The organism is Micromonospora sp. B11E3, assembly GCF_039871625.1.
Classification (GTDB): Bacteria; Actinomycetota; Actinomycetes; order Mycobacteriales; family Micromonosporaceae; genus Micromonospora.
Genome location: NZ_JBDPMC010000009.1, coordinates 1 through 18,305, shown reverse-complemented (window position 1 = coordinate 18,305; position 18,305 = coordinate 1). Strand labels below are relative to the sequence as shown.

Here is an 18,305-nt window from a genome sequence, read left to right as displayed (position 1 = left end):
GGGGCGGGGATACGGTGGGGGCGTGGCGCTCTCCCTGGCGATCTCGCCCTGCCCCAACGACACGTTCGTCTTCCACGCCCTCGTGCACGGCCGGGTGCCCGGCGCCCCGCCGGTCGAGGTGACGTACGCCGACGTGGACGTCACCAACACGGCCGCGGAGCGCGGCGCGTTCGACCTGGTGAAGGTGAGCTACGCGGCGCTGCCGTGGCTGCTGGATGATTACCACCTGCTGCCCTGTGGGGGCGCGCTGGGCCGGGGCTGCGGCCCGCTGGTGCTGACCCGGGGGGACCGCACGGACCTGACCGGTGCGACGGTGGCGGTGCCCGGGGACCGGACCACCGCGTACCTGCTGTTCCGGCTCTGGTCGGCGGACCGGCCGCCGGCGCGCATCGAGGTGGTCCCGTTCCACGAGATCATGCCGGCCGTGGCGGCCGGCCGGTACGACGCCGGGCTGGTCATCCACGAGGCGCGGTTCACGTACCCGCGGCACGGGCTGACCGCCCTGGTCGACCTCGGCGAGTGGTGGGAGGGCGACACCGGGCTGCCGATCCCGCTCGGCGCGATCCTGGCCCGCAGGGGTGCGGTCGACCCCGTGGCGGCGGCCGAGTGGGTCCGGGAGTCGGTGCGGCAGGCGTGGGCCGACCCGGAGGCCAGCCGGGAGTACGTGCTCGCGCACGCCCAGGAGATGGAGCCCGACGTCGTGGACCGGCACATCGCGCTCTACGTCAACGAGTTCACCGCGAACCTGGGGGACGCGGGATTCGCCGCCGTGGAGGCGCTGCTGGGCCGGGCCGCCGACGCCGGGCTGATTCCTCAGACCTCCAGCTCGCGCGCCACCGCATGGACGAGCTGAGCGATCTTCTGCGCCGTCTTACGGTCGGGGAACCGGCCCCGCCGCAGGTCCGGCTGGACCTTCGCCTCCAGCACCTTGATCATGTCCTCGACGAGGCCGTGCAGCTCCTCGGCCGGCCGGCGGCGCAACTCCGCCACGGACGGCGGGGCCTCCAGCAGCTTCACCCCCATCGCCTGGGCGCCCCGGCGGCTGTCCACCACGCTGAAGTCGATCCGCTGACCGCCCTTGAGGTCGGTGACACCTGTCGGCAGCGCGCCCTTCGGAAGGAACACGTCGCCACCCTCGTCACTGGTGACGAACCCGTATCCCTTGGCCGCGTCGTACCACTTCACTCGACCCGTAGGCACGTGAGAACCCCTGCTTCGTTTGAGACGTCTACTGCGTAAAGGCTAGCCGGATCATGCGGTCGAGCGCCGCCGGGAATCCGGTGAGATCGTCGAGCACCGCTCGGGCACCCGCCGACTCCAGTTCGTCGATCGAGCATGGGCCGGTCGCCACCCCGATGCCGGGAACTCCGGCCGCCCCGGCGGCCGTCATGTCGGCCACGTGGTCGCCGACGTACAGGGTGGCGTTCCAGGCGCGCAGCGCCGTCGCCTTTTCCTCGGCGAACAGGTCGCCGGCCAGCTCGTCGACCGCCAGCCCGAGGTGGTCCAGGTGCAGCCGGGCCAGCCGGCCGGCCTTCGCGGTGACCACCACGACCCGGCCGCCGTGGGCGTGCACGGCCTCGATCGCCGCGGCCGCGCCGGGCATCGGCAGGCTGGGGGTGATCGCGTACGCCGGGTAGAGCTCCCGGTACGCCTCGACGGCCGACTCGACCTGCTCGGGCGGGAACCAGCGGGCGATCTCCACCCGCAGCGGCGGCCCGAGCCGGGACACCGCCGCGTCGGCGTCCACGGGCACCCCGGTGCGCGCGGTCAGCGCCCGGAACGCCGCGGCGATGCCGGGACGCGAGTCGACCAGGGTCATGTCGAGGTCGAAACCGACCGTCAGTGGGGGCATGCCGGAACCGTACCCGCCACGTCGTCGACCCGAGCCGGACGTCCGAGAGGCGCGACCGGCCCGCGGCGGGCTAGCGTGGAACGACGATGACCACCTCACTCGCCGACCATCTGCGGACGCTGCCCGACGAGTCCCTGGCCGCCCTGCTCCAGCTGCGGCCCGACCTCGTCGTACCGGTGCCGGCCGACGTCTCCGCGCTCGCCGTCCGGGCCGCGTCCCGGGTCTCCGTGGCGCGGGCGCTGGACGGGCTCGACCAGTTCACCCTCCAGATCCTCGACGCGGCCCGGCTGACCCGGGACCCGGCCGACGGCGCGACCTCCACCGAGGCGGTCCTCGCCATGGCGACCGCCGGGGCGCACCCGCCCGCCCCGGCCACCATCCGCGGCACGGTGAACCGGCTGCGCGCGCTGTTCCTGCTGTACGGCCCCGAGCACGCCCTGCGCGTGGTCGACGGCGTCGACGAGGTGTCTCCGTACCCGGCGGGGTTGGGCCGGCCGGCGGCGGAGCTGGACCCGCGGACGGCGGCCCTCTGCGCGGACCCGGCGAAGCTGCGGCGCACGCTGCTGGCGGCTCCCCCGCCGGCGCGGGCGATCCTGGACCGGCTCGCGGCCGGGCCCCCGGTGGGCAGCGTGCCCCCGGGGGCACTGTCCGCCCCGCCGCTCGGGGCGGAGGACGCCGTGCCCCCGGACCCGGTCAACGGCGGCGCGCCGACCGGCTCGCCGGTGCGCTGGCTGGTCGACAACCGGCTGCTGGTGCAGGTGTCCGCCGGGACGGTGGAGCTGCCCCGGGAGGTCGGCCTGCTGCTGCGCCGCGACAGCGGCCCGCTCGGCCCGCTGCGCGCCAGCCCGCCGCCGGTGGCCGCCGCGTCGCGCGAGGCGAAGGCCGTCGACTCGGCCGGGGCCGGGCAGACCATGGAGGTGGTACGGCAGACCGAGGCGCTGCTGGAGCTGCTGTCCGCCGAGCCGGTGCCGGTGCTGCGCTCGGGCGGGGTCGGGGTGCGCGACCTGCGCCGGCTGGCCAAGGCGCTGGGGCTGGACGATCCGACGACCGCCCTGCTGCTGGAGGTCGCGTACGCGGCCGGGCTGGCCGGCGAGCGGGAGCGGCCCGGGGCCACCACCACCCGGTACGGCGCCGACCAACAGATCCTGCCCACGGGCGGGTACGAGGTGTGGCGCGCCATGTCGCTGGCCCAGCGCTGGGAGCAGTTGGCCCGGGCGTGGCTGCTGATGACCCGCCAGGTGGGCCTGGTCGGGCAGCGGGACGACCGGGACCGGCCGATCAGCGTGCTCTCGGCCGAGGCGGAACGGGCCGGGGCGCCGGCCGCCCGACGTTCCGTCCTCGGGGTGCTGGCCGACCTGGAGCCGGCCGCCGCACCCACCCCCGACGAGGTCCTCGAACTGCTCGACTGGCGGGCGCCCCGGCGCAGCCGGGGCCGGGAGAAGGCGCACCGGGAGGTGCTGGCGGAGGCCGCCCAGCTCGGGGTGACCGGGCTGGGGGCGCTCACCTCGTACGGGCGGCTGCTGCTGGCCGACGTGACCGAGGCCGACGAGCGGGGCGCGGACGACCCGCTGGGCCTGCGCGCGGACGCCGACGGTGACGGCGCGCCGACCGCCGTACGGGCGCTGGACGCCCTGCTGCCCGCCCCGGTCGACCACTTCCTGGTGCAGGCGGACCTGACCGTGGTGGTGCCCGGCCCGCCCGACCCGGCCCTGGCCGGGGAGTTGGAGGTGGTGGCCGAGCACGAGTCGGCGGGCGGGGCCAGCGTGCACCGGGTCACCACGGCGAGTGTGCGCCGGGCCCTGGACGCCGGGTACTCGGCCGACGACCTGCACGCCCTGTTCCGCCGCCGGTCCCGCACCCCGGTGCCGCAGGGGCTCACCTATCTGGTGGACGACGTGGCGCGCAAGCACGGCGGGCTGCGGCTGGGCTCGGCCGGCGGGTACGTGCGCAGCGACGACGAGGCGCTGCTGGCCGAGGTGCTGGCCGACCGGCGGCTGGAGGCGCTGGCGTTCCGCCGGCTGGCCCTGACGGTGCTGGTCACCCCGTACCAGATGAACCGGATGCTGACCGCGCTGCGCGACGCCGGGTACGCGCCGGTGCCGGAGGACGCCTCCGGCGCGGCGGTGCTGGCCCGCCCGAAGACCCGGCGCGCGCCGGGCCGGGCGCCGCTGTCCCGCACGCTTGACCCGTTGGCGTCCCCGAAGCTGGCCCTGCCCCGGCTGCTCGGGGTGGTGGAGCAGATCCGGCGCGGCGACGCGGCGGCCCGGGCGGCGCGGCGGGCCCCGGCGGTGGTCCGCGGCGGCGCGGCGCGCACCGGCCCGATGCCCGCGCACACGCACGCGGACGCCCTGGCGGTGCTCCAGCAGGCGGTGCGCGACAAGGCGCTGGTCTGGGTCGGGTACGTCGACGCGCACGGGGCGACCGCGTCGCGCCTGGTCCGGCCGGTGTCGATCGGTGCGGGCTACCTGCGGGCGGAGGACGAACGGACGGAGATGCTGCACACGTTCGCCCTGCACCGCATCACGGCGGCCGTCCGGGAGACCTGACGGGCGTGCCCGGTCGACGCCGCGTCCCCGGTCGACGGGGCACAGGTCAGCGGCGGTCCCGGCGGAACGTGCCGATCACCGCCACCGCCAGCAGCAGGCCGAACCCGGCTCCGGCGGACTCGCCGACCGAGGCGACGAGGCCCTGCCGCTGGACCAGCCAGCCGTAGAGGAACCAGGCGACGAGGACGACGGCGGCGGTGGCGTACCCGAGCAGGGCCGCCGCCGTGACTTCGGCGGCCCGGTCCGGTTCGTCCTCGGTGGTCAGGTCGTGGTCGACGCTCATCGCCCACCTCCTGGAGGGGTGAGGGGACAATCCCCGGGGCGCCGGTGCCGGCCTCGGCGTCGAGACCGGCCCGGTCGCCGGACCGCGTCAGGTGCCGGGGCGGCGGCCGAAGACGATCACCCGGCTGCCGATCTTGCCGAGCTCCCAGGCGCGGCGGGCGTCGGACGGGAGCAGGTTGATGCAGCCGTGCGAGCCGATCGACTTGTTGTGCAGGTAGGTCGTGGTCTGGTGGTAGCCCATGCCCTGGGTGAAGTGCTGCCAGTAGGGCAGCCACACCTCGTACGGGTTGGACCACTCCTTGATGTTCCGGTAATTGATCTTGAACGTCCCGGCGGGAGTGCGGTAGCCCGGCATCCCGGTACGCGTCACCGTCGGCCCCCAGACGACCTTCCCGCTGCGCATCGCCCAGGTGGTCTGCCGGGTGAGGTCGATGCAGAAGGTGGTGGCCGATCCCGTCCCCGCGTTGCAGCGGCGCACATCGGTCGTGGCCAGCCGCTTCGCCACGTCGTACGTCAGCGGGCCGGCGCGGCCGGCCGGCGGACGGATGTCGTACCGCTGCTGGAACTTCTTGATCGCGGCGCAGTCGGTGGCGGACTGCCTGCCGTCCACGATCACCTTTCCGAACCCGCCCAGCTTGGCCAGGTACGTCTCGACCTCGCGCTGGTGCTCGCCCTGCGGGCAGGACGTGGCGGCGGGGGCCGTCGTCTCCTTGGCCGTCGTGCGGGTCGGCGTGGGCTTCGGCTTCGCGGTCGTCTTGCTGGGTGCCGGTGTCGGCTTGGTGACGGGCCGGGTCACCTGGTCGGAGCCGGACGCGCCGCCCGCCCCCGTTGCCTGCTCCACCGCGCCGGCCTGGGCCAGCCCCCCTCCACGGCCACCCGGGTCGGCCTGCGGATCGGGCGTGCACGCAGCGGCGCCGACCAGCGTGACCACAGCCAGGCCGACGACCCGGATCCTGAACCTGACGCGCTTCATGCGGCCTCCCGGGGCGATCGTCCCTCTGATAGACGCTGGAGATACCGGAATGGTTGCACCCAGTGTCCGGATTTTCTGCCCCGATCCGGCTTCGTGCAAGACTGGATGGTCGGCCCGGGGCTACTCGACGGGGCCGGTAACCAGGCTCAGGAGAGGACGCTGGCGTGAGCGGTGGACCACTGATCGTGCAGTCGGACAAGACCCTGCTGCTGGAGATCGACCACCCCGACGCCCAGGCCTGCCGGATGGCCATCGCGCCGTTCGCCGAGCTGGAGCGCTCCCCCGAGCACGTGCACACGTACCGGCTCACGCCGCTCGGCCTGTGGAACGCCCGCGCCGCCGGGCACGACGCCGAGGGCGTGGTCGACTCCCTGATCAAGTACTCCCGCTACCCGGTGCCGCACGCGCTGCTGGTGGACGTGGCCGAGACGATGGACCGGTACGGCCGGCTCCAGCTCGCCAACGACCCGGTGCACGGCCTCGTCCTGCGCGCCCTGGACCGGGTCGTCCTGATCGAGGTCGCCAAGAGCAAGAAGCTCGCCGGGATGCTCGGCGCGAAAATCGACGACGACACGGTCGCGGTGCACCCGTCCGAGCGGGGCAGGCTCAAGCAGGCGCTGCTCAAGCTGGGCTGGCCGGCGGAGGACCTGGCCGGGTACGTCGACGGCGAGGCGCACCCCATCGAGCTGGCCGAGCAGGGCAAGGACGGCCGCCCGGCGTGGACCCTGCGGTCGTACCAGCGGGAGGCCGTCGAGTCTTTCTGGGCCGGCGGGTCCGGCGTGATCGTGCTGCCCTGCGGCGCCGGTAAGACGCTGGTCGGCGCGGCGGCGATGGCCGAGGCGAAGGCGACCACGCTGATCCTGGTCACCAACACGGTCGCCGGGCGGCAGTGGAAGCGCGAGCTGGTCGCCCGCACGTCGCTGACCGAGGACGAGATCGGCGAGTACTCGGGCGAGCGCAAGGAGATCCGGCCGGTCACCATCGCGACGTACCAGGTGCTCACCTCGCGGCGCGGCGGCGCCTTCACCCACCTGGACCTGTTCTCGGCGCGCGACTGGGGCCTGGTCGTCTACGACGAGGTCCACCTGCTGCCGGCGCCCATCTTCCGGTTCACCGCGGACCTCCAGGCCCGCCGCCGGCTCGGGCTCACGGCGACCCTGGTACGCGAGGACGGCCGGGAGGGCGACGTGTTCAGCCTGATCGGGCCCAAGCGGTACGACGCGCCCTGGAAGGACATCGAGGCGCAGGGCTGGATCGCCCCGGCAGAATGCACCGAGGTACGGGTGACACTCACCGACGCGGAGCGGATGTCGTACGCGACGGCGGAGTCGGAGGAGCGGTACCGGATGGCGGCGACCGCCCGCACCAAGCTGCCCGTGGTCCGCGCGCTCGTCGACCGGCACCCCGACGACCAGGTGCTCGTGATTGGTGGCTACATCGACCAGTTGCACCAGCTCGGCGAGTACCTGGACGCGCCGATCGTGCAGGGCTCGACGACGAACAAGGAGCGGGAGCGGCTGTTCGACGCGTTCCGGTCCGGGGAGATCCGGACGCTGGTCATCTCGAAGGTCGGAAACTTTTCGATCGACCTACCCGAGGCGGCCGTGGCGATCCAGGTGTCGGGGACGTTCGGGTCCCGGCAGGAGGAGGCGCAGCGGTTGGGGCGGGTGCTCCGGCCGAAGGCGGATCGCCGGCAGGCGCACTTCTACACGGTGGTGTCCCGGGACACGATCGACACGGAGTACGCGGCACATAGGCAGCGGTTCCTGGCGGAGCAGGGGTACGCGTACACGATCGTGGACGCCGACGACGTCCTGGGACCGAAGCTGCCGACCGTCGACTGAGGCCGGTCGCGCACGCGCCGCGCCACGCTGCGCCGCGCCGGCGGGTGACCGCCATGTCGGCGATATGGCGGGGTCCACGGCGCTCCGATACCGCCATATCGCCGACATAGGGAACGGCGACCTGTCACTTGCGCTTCCGCGTTGGCGCAGCCAAGCGGCCGAAGCGAACACCGGCAACCAACGTAAAGCCCTCAGCCGGCTCGTCGCCCGTCGCGTCGTCAGGACAGGATTCACTCTGATCATGCCCCGTTGGGGAGGCTGGACCAGCGACCTCACCGAGTGCGCCGAGGCGTTTGGGCTCTACTATCCGGACCGTGCCGGGCAGATGCGAAGAGCTGCCATCACGGGCCGCCTTGAATAGATATGAAGAAGTAGTCATCCGCCTGCGCTCAGCCAACGCTGCCAGCTGGAACGTGTAATTCGCGGCTCGCGGCTCTCGGCCGCGTGGAGGACGAACTGCGCCCGGAGCCGAACCAACGGGTCGTCCGCCGAAGCCAGCGCGGTGACCCTGTCGAGGAACGACGGGTCAAGGTGTCGGACCAGCCGGGCGTACATCCAGTCCTTGCAGCGATAGGGTCGCACCAGCGCTGAGAGAATCAACTCAGCTATCTGAGGCCGAGCATTTTCCGGAAGACCGCCGCGCTCGAACCGTAGGAGAAGCATTTCCTTGGTTGCCCATGGGGACCACATCCGCGATTCAGGCGCTCCCCACTCGGTCGGATAGTCCGCCTCCCACCGCAGGTACAGCACAGCAAACGGTGCCCACAACGCCTCCGTAACGTCATCGTCAGGGGCCGAGTCCAGGAACGCACGAACAGGCCCGTGGATCGTTCGCTTGTGATGCCAGAGCCGGTCGGCGCTGGCCTGGTCCATCTCGGCGACGAGGTGGGGCTGGGTCGGCGCGGCTGTTCTCTCCACGGCCCACAGCCCGTTCCATCGGTGCAGCGCCTCGCTCTCAGCCGCAACCAACGCCTGATGACGAGCAAGCGCCCGGCGTCGCACAACCTGGTCCGTGGCAACCAGGTCAAACATCCAGAAGTAGTCCCCATACAACTCCGCAGACACGCCTCCAGCCTGCCAAGCACCCGGCACAGACCCTCACGGCAGGTCTAGCCGGACCTGTCACGCAGATCCTGAGACCCGACATCTTGGCGAGGGGTCCCCCGTCAGTCGGGCATGCACCGGCATCAGCGACCCAACCGGGTCAGTGCTGTGCGGCCTCGGCAACGAAGACGCCGCGCCCCGGGCGGCCGACCAGCACACCCTGCTCCCGCAGCGTCGCCACCGCACGGTGGATCGTCGCGGGCGAGACGTCGTAGTGATCAGAGAGTTGTTTGGTGGACGGGATCTGCGACCCGGGCTGGAACTCGCCCACCTCGATCCGCCTCAGCAGATCCTGGATCAACTCGGTCATAGTTGGCGGGATCGGCACGTGAAGCCCCTTGCAGTCGGTTGGCTCTCCCAGTATCGAGCACCAGGTGAAGGAGCGGCAATAACTGCAAGGGAAGCAGCAGGCAACACTCCAGCTAGATTCGATAGGTAAGCGAGCGTTGACAGAGGTTAGAGGGGTTCGGTAGCGTCACCGTCGGGGATGCGGTGCCGTTGCGGTCGGTTGGCGCCTCTCGTGCCGGCCTCGCATCGCCGACGAGACCTCACTTCTCCGCGCTCCCCCGGCGCGGCCGTGCTGCCGTACTCGCCGAACGAGGCTGCGGTGGCAGGGCGGGGCGGTCTCCGCCGACCGGCAAGCGGCGGAGACCGCCCCCTCCACCACCACCGACGCGATCCGACGAAGGGCGATCACCCGTGCGCGACCTGATCCGTCGGCTGACGAACCGGCGCGACACACCACGACCGACGACGCAGAACACCAGGCCACCGCAGATACGCCGGCCCCTGCGGCCGTCGCAGATCCGGCACCGGCACTTCAACGAACGCCGGCGCGGCCTCGACCCCGTCGAGATCCGATCGTTCCTGCACGAGGTGGCCGACGAACTTGCCGTCGCGCAGAGGGCGCTCGTCGCGATGCAGGAGGAGAACGTACGGATCAAGAGTGCCCTGCGCGCCTGGCAGAGCGCCCAGGCGGCGAACCGCCGGTACCGATGACCGACCGCTGGGGTGATCCACCTGCCGATCACCGCGCCCGACCTGCTCCGGGCGCGGATCTTCGCCCGTACGGCCGCCCGGGTGCTGGCCCGACTCAGCGCCCGCGTCGAGCCGGGCGGGGTGATCGTGTCGGCCGAGGACGAGCAGCACCTACGCCACTGGGTCTTCTGCGACCGGCTGCTGCCCGGCGGCGCGCGGTGTGCCCTGCCGGTCGACCACACCGCGCCCTGCTCACGCCTGCTCAACCGCCGATGAGGACCGCCGGGTGACAGGATCGCCACTCGGGCCGTGGGACGGCTCAGTATCGTCGCCGGGTGAACGACTCTCCGATGCGCCTCGTGCGCGAGTTCCATGAGGTGTTCGGGCTGGCTCGTGCCGATCGGCCGACGGCGGTGCCGGCCGATCTCGCCGAGCGCCGGCAGCGACTGCTGGACGAGGAGGTTCGGGAGCTTGCGGAGGCCGCTCAGGGTGGACGGCTCGACGAGATCGCACGTGAACTGGCCGACGTGGTCTACGTCGCGTACGGGACGGCGCTGACCTACGGGTTCAACCTCGACGCGGTCATCGCCGAGGTGCACAGGGCGAACATGAGCAAGCTCGGGGCCGACGGGCTGCCGGTGATCCGTGACGGCAAGGTGCAGAAGGGCGACGCGTTCCAGCCCCCGGACGTGGCGGCAGTCCTCGCCCTCGAGTAGTCGCCGGCCCCCTGCTCGCCGGTCATGGAGTTCTGGTGCCAGAAAAGGTGGCTAATGCCCCACTTCGTCAGGCACCACAACTCCATGATCGACGCGTAGCAAGGTGGCGTGACGGCCCGGCCCGGCGGGAAGGGCCGGACCGGCATGCGGGGGCGAATGCCGCGACGGTCAGGAGACCGCGGTCTTCACCAGCTCGATGACCTTCTGCTCCACGGCGGGGCTCCACTTCTGGAGCGCGTACGACACCGGCCACATGTCTCCGTCGTCGAGGTTGGCCGCGTCCTGAAACTCCAGCGTCGAGTAGCGGGTGTTGAACTTGCCCGAGTTCTTGAAGGCGACAAGGACCTTGCCGTCCTCGTTCGCGTAGGCGGGCATCCCGTACCAGGTCTTCGGCGACAGCTCCGGAGCGGTGGCGGTCACCGCCACGTGCACGCGCTCGGCGAGCGCACGGTCCTCCGGCGCCATCTTCGCGATGCTGTCGAGGACCGCCTGCAGCCCGTCGGCCTTCTTGGCGCCCTTCTTGCCCTCGGCGCGCAGCTCGGCGGCGCGCTCCTTCATCGCGGCGCGCTCCTCGGCGCTGAAGCCGTCGGACTCGGTCTGGGAGTTCTCTGCGGGCATTTCCGGACTGCCTTTCGACGTTCAAGGCTCGGCGCGATGCCGGCCGTCTCCAGCAAGGCTAGGGCCGACGACACCCGGGAGCTTCTCGATTCCTGATCGGATCGGGGGCCACCACGGGGCATCCCGCGTCCCAGACGTCGGCCAGGACGGCGAGCACGGCCTCCCGAGGCGAAAGTTTCACGGTCGACGGCGCAGGTAGCGGGCGCGGCGGCCGGCGTCGCGGAACCCGAGCCGCCGGTACAGCGCAGCGGCCGGGTTGTTGTCGTTGACGCAGAGCCACGCGGCCCCTGCCTGTTCCCCGGCCAGCGACCGCAGCGCGCACCCCACCAGGTACGCCCCGACCCGCCGGCCCCGCCAGCCCGGGACGACGCCCACCTGGTCGATCCAGTTGTCGATCACGTTGAGGAAGCCGACCGCCCCACCGTCGGGGCCGCGCGCGATCATCGACAGCTCCGGCCGGTACTCGTCGTCCTCCCGCAGCTCACCCAGCCACTCCTCCGCGGTGGGCGCGGCGAAGCCGGGCCGGTCGGCGAACGACGCACTGTACGTCTCGAACAGCTCCCGCCCGGTGTCCCACGTCACCGGCTCAATCCGCACGCCCTCGGGGCGCGCGACCGCCGGGAGGCCGGTCAGGTCGTGCCGCAGCACCCACTCGGCGAACGTCCGCTGAAAGCCGCGCGCCTCGAACAGCGCCTCCGCGCCCGGGCTCCACGACTCGGTGGTCAGCAGCAGGTCCGCATCCTCGGCCTGCTCGCTCGCCCAGTCGAGCAGCCGGCCGCCGAGTCCCCGCCCCCGCCAGGCCGGATGCACCAGGCCGGTGCTGGTGGCCGGCTCCCGGCCGGTCCCGACGCTCACGGCCGCGACCAGGCCGCCGTCGTGCCAGGCCCCGAGGGTACGTCCCTGCAGCAGCCGCGCCCGCAACAACGGAGTACGCCCGAACAGCGGCAACCCCCCGTCGGCGCTGAGGCACGCCTGAGCCAGCTCACCCAACGCCCCGAGGTCCCCCTCGCCGACCTCGCCCCAGCTAACCTCACCCACACCGACTCCCACCCGTTCCACCTTGCCCCCTCCCACCCCGCCCACCCCACCCGTCCCGGCCCGGTCCGGTCCAGTCCGGCCCAGTGATCATGGAGTTGACGGCGAAGTTGATCGCCGATCGTGCCGCTAACCTCATGATCACCGGCGCGGGGCGGGGCGGGGCCGGGCGGGACCGTGCGGGGCGAGAGCAAGTAGGCAGGGGCGGGCGGGGTGGCGTCAAGCGCATTCCGGCCGGGCCGGCCAGCACTGTCAGAGGACGTGGGTGGGGTGTTCGGCGGCGATGCGGGCGTCCCGGCGGGCCGGGCCGAGGTTGGCGCAGATGACCACGGACGCGCCGACGGAGAGCGGGGCGAGCAGCCACTTCAGCGGCTGATCGTGCTCGGCCGCATCGACCAGGAGTCGGTCGCCGGCCCGCAGGTCGAGGCGCCCCGCCAGTTCGCGCGCGACGCTGCCGTACGCGCCGATGCTGGTGCCGTCCGGGGTGGCCGCGTCCGACGGGCGGACGGCGGCGTAGTCGAGCGGGGCGTCGGCGTGCCGCAGCACCTCGGTCGACCAGTCGAGCCAGCCCACAGGTACGTCGGCCAGCGGCCCCGGCCCGGTCCCGACGAGGTACCGGTGCACCCCCTCGGGTACGTCCTCCAGCCAGTCGTCGAGGCGTTGCGGGGTCACGAACACCGCGTCGTACGGCCGGTCGCCACCCGGTTCGAGCACCGGCAGCCCGGCGGTGGCCCGGGGCCGGAACGAGACTGCCATCCCCACCGACCAGGCGCCGAGCAGCACCGCGGCGGTACGCCAGTGCGGCGGCAGCAGCACGGCCACCCGGCTGCCGGGGCCGAGCCCGCAGCCGTCCCGGAGCAGACCCGCCGTGCGCGCCGCCCAGCCGCCGAGCTGGCCCGCGCTCAGCTCGACGCGCTCCCCCGTGGCCTCGTCCTGGTACGTCAGCAGCGGCGCCCCGCCCTCGGTCGCCGCGACAGGGACGGCGTCGGTGGGCGCGACTGGGACGGCGTCGGTGGGCGCGACTGGGACGGCGTCGGTGGGCGCGACCCGCGCAGCGGCGGTGGGCAGTCCGGCCATCAGGCTCTCCTCACTCCGGATCGCCTCACCCTATCGACCACCCCACCTGGCACTCCCGCCCCGCGCCCGGTCGCTGCGGACGCGGCGATCAAGAAGTTTGCGTCGGAATCGTTGCGCACGCCGACGCAATTCTCTTGATCACAGCAGCAGGGCGGCAGGGGGAAGCGGGGCAGCCCCTGCCCTTCTCCACCGAATGCGTCAACAAGGTGCCCTTCCTTACACCGGGAGCGCCGGGCCGCCGTTCAGGAGCGGGGCCAGCAGGTCGCCGTGCTTGTCCACCCGTTTCAGCGCCTCCCCCGCCGTGTACGGCTTCGTCGCCGGACGCTTGCCGGCGGCACCGGCGGAGACCTCGTCCCAGGTCAGCGGGGTGGAGACCGACGGCACGGACTGGGCGCGCAGCGAATAGGGCGCCACGGTCGTCTTCGCCGCGTTGTTCTGACTCCAGTCGATGAAGATCTTCCCGGGGCGCAGATTCTTCGCCATCTTCGACACGATCAGCTTCGGGTGTGCCTTCTCCAACTCCTGGGCGATCCGCCGGGCGTATGCCGACACGTCGTCGGAGGACTGCGTCCCCGCGATCGGGCAGCAGAGCTGCATGCCCTTCTTCCCCGACGTCTTCGGGTACGAGTCCACCCCGTCGGAAGCCAGCCGGTCGCGCATCAGCAGGGCCACCCGGCAGCACTCCCGCAAGCCGGCCGGGGCGCCCGGGTCCAGGTCGACGACCATCATGTCGGGATGTTCGCCGATCTTCCACTGCGGCGTGTGCAGCTCAAGGGCGGCGAGGTTGGCCAGCCAGACCAGGGTCGGCAGGTCCCCGGCGACGACGTAGTCGATCGTCTCCCGCCCCTTGCTCGATCCCGGCGCGGGCAGCGTCTCCGTACGCACCCAGTCGGGCGTGGCGGCCGGCGCGTTCTTCTCGAAGAACGACTTCTCCGCCACCCCGTTCGGGTACCGGATCCGGGTCAGCGCCCGGTCGGCCAGGTGCGGCAGCAGCACCGGGGCGATCCGCGTGTAGTAGTCGATGACCTCGCCCTTGGTGAAGCCCGCCTCCGGGTAGAGCACCTTGTCGAGGTTGGACAGCTCCAGCGCGCGGCCCTCGACGGTCACCCGCAGCCGTTCAGCCTGCATCGTCGACCTCCTCGGGCGGCTTGTCGGGGCGCAGCCGCAGCAGCCGGGGGAAGCGCAGCCGGCCGTCGGGGGTGCGCTGGCCGTACTTCACCTCCACCACCACCCGAGGGTCTACCCAGATGGCACCCCGCGCATCCTCGCGCGGCACGTCCCCGGCGAACGGGGACGCGCCCGAGCGCAGCGGCTCCAGTTCGCGCAGCAGCTCGCGCTCGATGGCCGCGCCGATGCCGCCGCCGACCCGCCCGCGGAAGGCGAGCCGCCCGTCCGGGCCGGGGACGCCGACCAGCAGCCCGCCGATCTTGCGCGCGCCGGGTCGCCAGCCGCCGACCACGAAGTCGCCGGTCACCTCCAGCTTGACCTTGACCCAGTCCGGGGAGCGCACGCCGGGCCGGTAGGCGGAGCCGAGCCGTTTGGCCATCACCCCCTCAAGGCCGTTCTCGCCGGCCGCGTCGTAGGTGGCCGGGCCGTCCGAGAAAGCCGGGGGTACGGCCCACCGCGCCCCGCCGAGGCCGAGCCCCTCCAGGGCCGCGCGCCGCTCCCGGTACGGGCGGCCGGTCAGGTCCTCGCCGCCGAGCCGGAGCAGGTCAAAGATCATGTACGTCACTGGCGCGCCGGCCGCCAGCCGGGCCGCCTTCGCCGGGTCCCGCACGTGCATCCGCTCGGCCAGCGCGGTGAACGAGGGCTGACCGGTGGCGTTGAGCGAGACCACCTCGCCGTCGAGCAGCGCGTCGCCGACCTGCTCGGCCAGCGTGATCAACTCGGGGTACGCGACGGTGATCTGCACGCCGGAACGCGCGTACAGATGCTGACGGCCGTTGACGATGTCGGCCAGCGCGCGAACGCCGTCCCACTTGAACTCGTACGCCCAGTCGGCGCCGGCGGGCAGCGGGCCGGTCATCGCGAGCATCGGCTTCAGCGGCGCGCCGGGCACCTCCTGACTGTAGTTGCCTGCGGAAGCGCTCGCGCCCGCTTCGATCCTTTGCGATCCTGAGCTGTACCGGTGAGAGGAGCGGGGCCATGCGGGCGATCTGGAAGGGGGCCGTCTCGTTCGGGCTGGTCTCGATCGCGGTGAAGCTGTACTCCGCCACCGAGGAGAAGGACATCCGCTTCCACCAGGTGCACCGGGACGACGGCGGCCGGATCCGCTACAAGCGCACCTGCCAGGTCTGCGGCGAGGAGGTCAGCTACGACGACATCGCCAAGGGGTACGACATCGGCGGAGGCGAGATGGTCATCCTCACGGACTCCGACTTCGCCGAGTTGCCGCTGACCACCTCGCGCGCGATCGACGTGCTGGAGTTCGTGCCGGCCGAGCAGGTCGACCCGATCCTCTACAACAAGGCGTACTTCCTGGAGCCGGAGGGCGCGGCCACCAAGCCGTACGTGCTGCTGCGCGACGCGCTGGCCGACTCGGAGCGGGTGGCGATCGTCAAGGTGGCGCTGCGCCAGCGCGAGCAGCTCGCCACCCTGCGCGTACGCGAGGGCGTACTGCTGCTGAACACGATGCTCTGGCCGGACGAGGTGCGTACCCCGGATTTCGGCTTCCTGGACGAGGACCTGAAGATCCGCCCGCCGGAGCTGGCGATGGCCAGCTCGCTGATCGACTCGATGGCCGGCGAGTTCGCCCCGGACGCGTTCACCGACGACTACCGGGCGGCGTTGCAGGAGGTCATCGACGCGAAGGTGGAGGGCCGGGAGGTCGTCCAGCCGGAGGAGGTCGAGGAGGCCCCGGCCGCGGCGGTGGACCTGATGGCGGCGCTGAAGGCGTCCGTCGAGCGGGCCAAGGCGGCGCGCGGTGAGGAGCCGGAGCGGGTCGGTGGCGAGCCGACCCCGATCACGTCGGCCCGGTCGGCTCAGAAGGCGGCGAAGGCGCCGGCGAAGAAGGCCGCCGAGAAGAAGGCGGCGGCCAAGAAGGCCACCGGTGCGGGTGCTGGCGGGGGCGCGAAGAAGGCAGCCCCGAAGAAGGCCGCCGAGAAGGCGGCGCCGGAGAAGAAGGCCGCCAAGAAGGCGGCCCCGAAGAAGGCGGCCCGCAAGACGGCCTGAGCCGGGAATGGCCTGAGCCGGGGATGGCCTGGGCCGGAGATGGCCTGGGTCCGAAACCCTTGGACGCGAGACCCCTGGACGCGAGATCGCCCGGACGTGGGATCGCCTGGGCGCGAGACGGCTTGGCGACGAGACGGCGAGAGCGCAGGGCGCCGGCCGTCCGGTACCCTCTTCGGCCGCCTGTGGAGCTGCCCGCACTGACGGGGCAGCCGGGCGCGGACGGCCGGACGATCCCCGCGACCACGCCGCCGCTGGCGGCTGAAGTGCGGCAGCGGCGCCGACGGCGAAAACGTGGCAGCCGCGCCGTGGGTGGCAGCGGCGCCGACGGCGAAACGCGGCAGCCGCGCCGAGGGTAAAGCGGCAGCGGCGCCGACGGCGAAACGCGGCAGCCGCGCCGAGGGTAAAGCGGCAGCGGCGCCGACGGCGAAACGCGGCAGCCGCGCCGAGAGTGAAGCGGCAGCCGCGCCGACGGAACGCAGCAGCGGCGCCGGCGGCGGAAGAGCGACAGCGGGCCTGACCGGCGCCAGCCACGACTGGGGGCATGCCCGGTGAGCTATTGCTGCCCTGTGCCCCCGCGCGCACCGGCAGCGACTCGTGTCGGGCGGGACGACCATTGGCGCGCCGGTGGGGCTGCCCGGACGCGGTAGCGCGGATGGGGCAGCTCCACAGCGTCCAGAACGAGTACCGGCCCCTCCCCCGCCGTACACGGAAAAGGGGCCAGCCCGTCGCCTCAGCCCTGGTTGAGCTTCTGGGTGGGGGTGACGCGGACGATCACCCGCTCCTCGCCGGGCTTGCGGAACGGGTAGGTGTCCTGCCCGAGGTACTTCTTCGCCAGCTTGTCGATGTGCTCGTCAGCGCCCTCCTCGACGAGTTCGGCGGTGCCCTTCACCCACAGGGTGCGGAAGTCGTTCGCCTTGTCGACAATCGAGATCCCGACGGCCGGGTTGCGCCGGATGTTCTCGTACTTGCGCCGCCCCTTGGCGGTGTTGAACACAATGTGCTCGCCGTCGGTGTCGATCCAGACGGGCGTGACGTGCGGGGTTCCGTCGGGCTCGACGGTGGCAACGTGGGCGAGTTGGGGCTCGGCCAGCAGGGCCAGGTCTACTTCGGTGAAGATCGCCATGGTCGAAAACTACTCGCACCGGAGCCCGCGTATCGGTAGGACGGCGCGTCGGGGCACAAAAGGAAGCCGGCCGAGGGGGACACCTGGGGCGGCCCTGCGGGTACCGTGTGCGCTGGCCTCGGCAGCGGCCGCCGGGCCCCCATCTCTTGACAGGGAGTCGACGTGAGCGAGCGTGTCCAGAACCGGTCGGCGGGCCAGGGCCCGGGCGGCAAGGCGGAGCGGCGGCTGGCCGCCCAGCTGGCGGCGAAGAAGGCCGCCGAGGCGAAGCGCCGCCGGCAGTCGATCCTCGGCGCGCTCGCCGGCGTCGCCGTCGTCGGCGTGCTGGTCGGGGTCTTCGTCGTCGTGAACAGCGGGAAGGACGACACGGACCAGGCGGCTTCCGCGCCGTCGGCCAGCGCCCCGGCCGGCGCTGACCCGACCGCGCCGCCCGCCCCGAAGCTGCCCGAGGGGGCGGACCCGGCGCTGGGCACCAAGCCGACGGTCGAGGCGGGCAAGGGCGAGCTGAAGAAGCTCACCGTGACGACCCTGATCAAGGGCAAGGGCCCGGCGGTGAAGGCCGGCCAGCAGATCACCACCAACTACGTGGGCGTCTTCTACAAGGACGGCAAGGAGTTCGACGCCTCCTGGACCCACGGCGAGCCGGCCACCTTCGGCATCGGGGTCGGGCAGGTCATCAAGGGCTGGGACGAGGGCCTGGTCGGCGTGACGGTGGGCAGCCGGGTGCAGCTGGACATCCCGGCCGAGCTGGCGTACGGCAACGACGCGTCCGGGGGCCGGCCCGCCGGCCCGCTGCGGTTCGTCGTCGACGTGTTGGCGGCGCAGTAGCAACGCGGCCGGCGGTACCGCGGTGCGCTAGTTCCAACGCCGCTCGGTTAAGGTCCGGCGGGTGTTTCGCAATGGTTTGTGATGATGTCGATCGCGATGGTGGCTTTGTAGCTATGCCGGTCTACGTTGGGTCCGCGGGCTTGGTACTTGGAGTTTGAGCG

At 72.4% G+C, this 18,305-nt stretch carries 19 protein-coding genes and 1 pseudogene; 8 read left to right on the top strand and 12 right to left on the bottom strand.

Annotated elements, in window-relative coordinates; translation table 11 throughout:
* Positions 1–22 precede the first annotated feature (22 nt).
* Complete coding sequence (locus tag ABGB16_RS07190) at positions 23–853, top strand: 1,4-dihydroxy-6-naphthoate synthase (RefSeq protein WP_347667171.1); 831 nt, start codon at positions 23–25, stop codon at positions 851–853.
* On the opposite strand, the gene ABGB16_RS07185 is transcribed toward ABGB16_RS07190, so the two are convergent.
* Positions 814–1,200 (bottom strand): cold shock domain-containing protein, encoded by a 387-nt coding sequence (locus tag ABGB16_RS07185; protein WP_347667170.1) that lies wholly within the window; start codon positions 1,198–1,200, stop codon positions 814–816. The genes ABGB16_RS07190 and ABGB16_RS07185 overlap by 40 nt on opposite strands.
* A gap of 28 nt (positions 1,201–1,228) precedes the next feature.
* Positions 1,229–1,852 (bottom strand): HAD family hydrolase, encoded by a 624-nt coding sequence (locus ABGB16_RS07180; RefSeq protein ID WP_347667169.1) that lies wholly within the window; start codon positions 1,850–1,852, stop codon positions 1,229–1,231.
* Between the two features lie 86 nt (positions 1,853–1,938).
* Between ABGB16_RS07180 and ABGB16_RS07175 the strand changes: the two genes are divergently transcribed.
* Entirely contained in the window at positions 1,939–4,398 is a 2,460-nt protein-coding gene (locus ABGB16_RS07175; RefSeq protein WP_347667168.1) for a helicase-associated domain-containing protein, read from the top strand.
* A gap of 46 nt (positions 4,399–4,444) precedes the next feature.
* Here the strand turns inward: ABGB16_RS07175 and ABGB16_RS07170 are convergent, their stop codons facing one another.
* Together ABGB16_RS07170 and ABGB16_RS07165 are read right to left on the bottom strand one after the other, a co-directional pair.
* Entirely contained in the window at positions 4,445–4,681 is a 237-nt protein-coding gene (locus ABGB16_RS07170; protein ID WP_347667167.1) for a hypothetical protein, read from the bottom strand.
* An 87-nt stretch (positions 4,682–4,768) separates the two neighbouring features.
* A complete protein-coding gene (locus tag ABGB16_RS07165) occupies positions 4,769–5,653 on the bottom strand; it encodes a L,D-transpeptidase family protein (RefSeq protein WP_347667166.1) in 885 nt (294 codons plus the stop codon).
* Between the two features lie 164 nt (positions 5,654–5,817).
* Here ABGB16_RS07165 and ABGB16_RS07160 point away from each other — a divergent pair, with 164 nt between their 5' ends.
* Positions 5,818–7,497 carry a DNA repair helicase XPB gene (locus ABGB16_RS07160; RefSeq protein ID WP_347667165.1) on the top strand — a complete coding sequence of 560 codons (1,680 nt, stop codon included), beginning with the start codon at positions 5,818–5,820 and terminating at the stop codon, positions 7,495–7,497.
* 375 nt (positions 7,498–7,872) lie between these two features.
* Here the strand turns inward: ABGB16_RS07160 and ABGB16_RS07155 are convergent, their stop codons facing one another.
* Both ABGB16_RS07155 and ABGB16_RS07150 read right to left on the bottom strand, forming a co-directional pair.
* A complete protein-coding gene (locus ABGB16_RS07155; protein ID WP_347667164.1) occupies positions 7,873–8,562 on the bottom strand; it encodes a hypothetical protein in 690 nt (229 codons plus the stop codon).
* Positions 8,563–8,701: 139 nt separating this feature from the next.
* Positions 8,702–8,929: a winged helix-turn-helix domain-containing protein gene (locus ABGB16_RS07150; protein WP_347667163.1), complete on the bottom strand. Its 228-nt coding sequence runs from the start codon at positions 8,927–8,929 to the stop codon at positions 8,702–8,704.
* 371 nt (positions 8,930–9,300) lie between these two features.
* Between ABGB16_RS07150 and ABGB16_RS07145 the strand changes: the two genes are divergently transcribed.
* The 3 genes and pseudogenes from ABGB16_RS07145 (at position 9,301) to ABGB16_RS07135 (ending at position 10,295) form a co-directional block, all read left to right on the top strand.
* On the top strand, positions 9,301–9,600 hold the full coding sequence (locus ABGB16_RS07145; RefSeq protein WP_347667162.1) for a DivIVA domain-containing protein: 300 nt from the start codon (positions 9,301–9,303) through the stop codon (positions 9,598–9,600).
* Positions 9,597–9,855: pseudogene (locus ABGB16_RS07140) on the top strand (hypothetical protein). Before ABGB16_RS07145 ends, ABGB16_RS07140 begins: the two are co-directional and overlap by 4 nt.
* A gap of 59 nt (positions 9,856–9,914) precedes the next feature.
* Positions 9,915–10,295, top strand: a complete 381-nt coding sequence (locus tag ABGB16_RS07135; RefSeq protein ID WP_347667161.1) for a MazG nucleotide pyrophosphohydrolase domain-containing protein — start codon at positions 9,915–9,917, stop codon at positions 10,293–10,295.
* Positions 10,296–10,463: 168 nt separating this feature from the next.
* On the opposite strand, the gene ABGB16_RS07130 is transcribed toward ABGB16_RS07135, so the two are convergent.
* The 5 genes from ABGB16_RS07130 to ligD (ABGB16_RS07110) all read right to left on the bottom strand — a co-directional run bounded on the left by ABGB16_RS07130 (position 10,464) and on the right by ligD (ABGB16_RS07110) (position 15,084).
* A complete protein-coding gene (locus ABGB16_RS07130) occupies positions 10,464–10,913 on the bottom strand; it encodes a hypothetical protein (RefSeq protein WP_347667160.1) in 450 nt (149 codons plus the stop codon).
* A gap of 177 nt (positions 10,914–11,090) precedes the next feature.
* Positions 11,091–11,951, bottom strand: coding sequence for a GNAT family N-acetyltransferase (locus tag ABGB16_RS07125; protein ID WP_347667159.1), 861 nt, complete (start codon positions 11,949–11,951; stop codon positions 11,091–11,093).
* 249 nt (positions 11,952–12,200) lie between these two features.
* Positions 12,201–13,025: a TIGR03089 family protein gene (locus ABGB16_RS07120; RefSeq protein ID WP_347667158.1), complete on the bottom strand. Its 825-nt coding sequence runs from the start codon at positions 13,023–13,025 to the stop codon at positions 12,201–12,203.
* 216 nt (positions 13,026–13,241) lie between these two features.
* Positions 13,242–14,153, bottom strand: coding sequence for a non-homologous end-joining DNA ligase (gene ligD, locus ABGB16_RS07115; protein ID WP_347667157.1), 912 nt, complete (start codon positions 14,151–14,153; stop codon positions 13,242–13,244).
* Entirely contained in the window at positions 14,143–15,084 is a 942-nt protein-coding gene (ligD, locus tag ABGB16_RS07110) for a non-homologous end-joining DNA ligase (RefSeq protein ID WP_347667156.1), read from the bottom strand. Before ligD (ABGB16_RS07110) ends, ligD (ABGB16_RS07115) begins: the two co-directional genes overlap by 11 nt.
* Before the next feature lie 86 nt (positions 15,085–15,170).
* Here ligD (ABGB16_RS07110) and ABGB16_RS07105 point away from each other — a divergent pair, with 86 nt between their 5' ends.
* Positions 15,171–16,196, top strand: coding sequence for a Ku protein (locus ABGB16_RS07105; RefSeq protein ID WP_347667155.1), 1,026 nt, complete (start codon positions 15,171–15,173; stop codon positions 16,194–16,196).
* Between the two features lie 730 nt (positions 16,197–16,926).
* Here ABGB16_RS07105 and ABGB16_RS07100 read toward each other — a convergent pair.
* Entirely contained in the window at positions 16,927–17,319 is a 393-nt protein-coding gene (locus tag ABGB16_RS07100; RefSeq protein ID WP_347667154.1) for a PPOX class F420-dependent oxidoreductase, read from the bottom strand.
* Positions 17,320–17,481: 162 nt separating this feature from the next.
* Between ABGB16_RS07100 and ABGB16_RS07095 the strand changes: the two genes are divergently transcribed.
* Positions 17,482–18,144, top strand: a complete 663-nt coding sequence (locus ABGB16_RS07095; RefSeq protein WP_347667153.1) for an FKBP-type peptidyl-prolyl cis-trans isomerase — start codon at positions 17,482–17,484, stop codon at positions 18,142–18,144.
* The last annotated feature ends 161 nt before the right edge of the window (positions 18,145–18,305 follow it).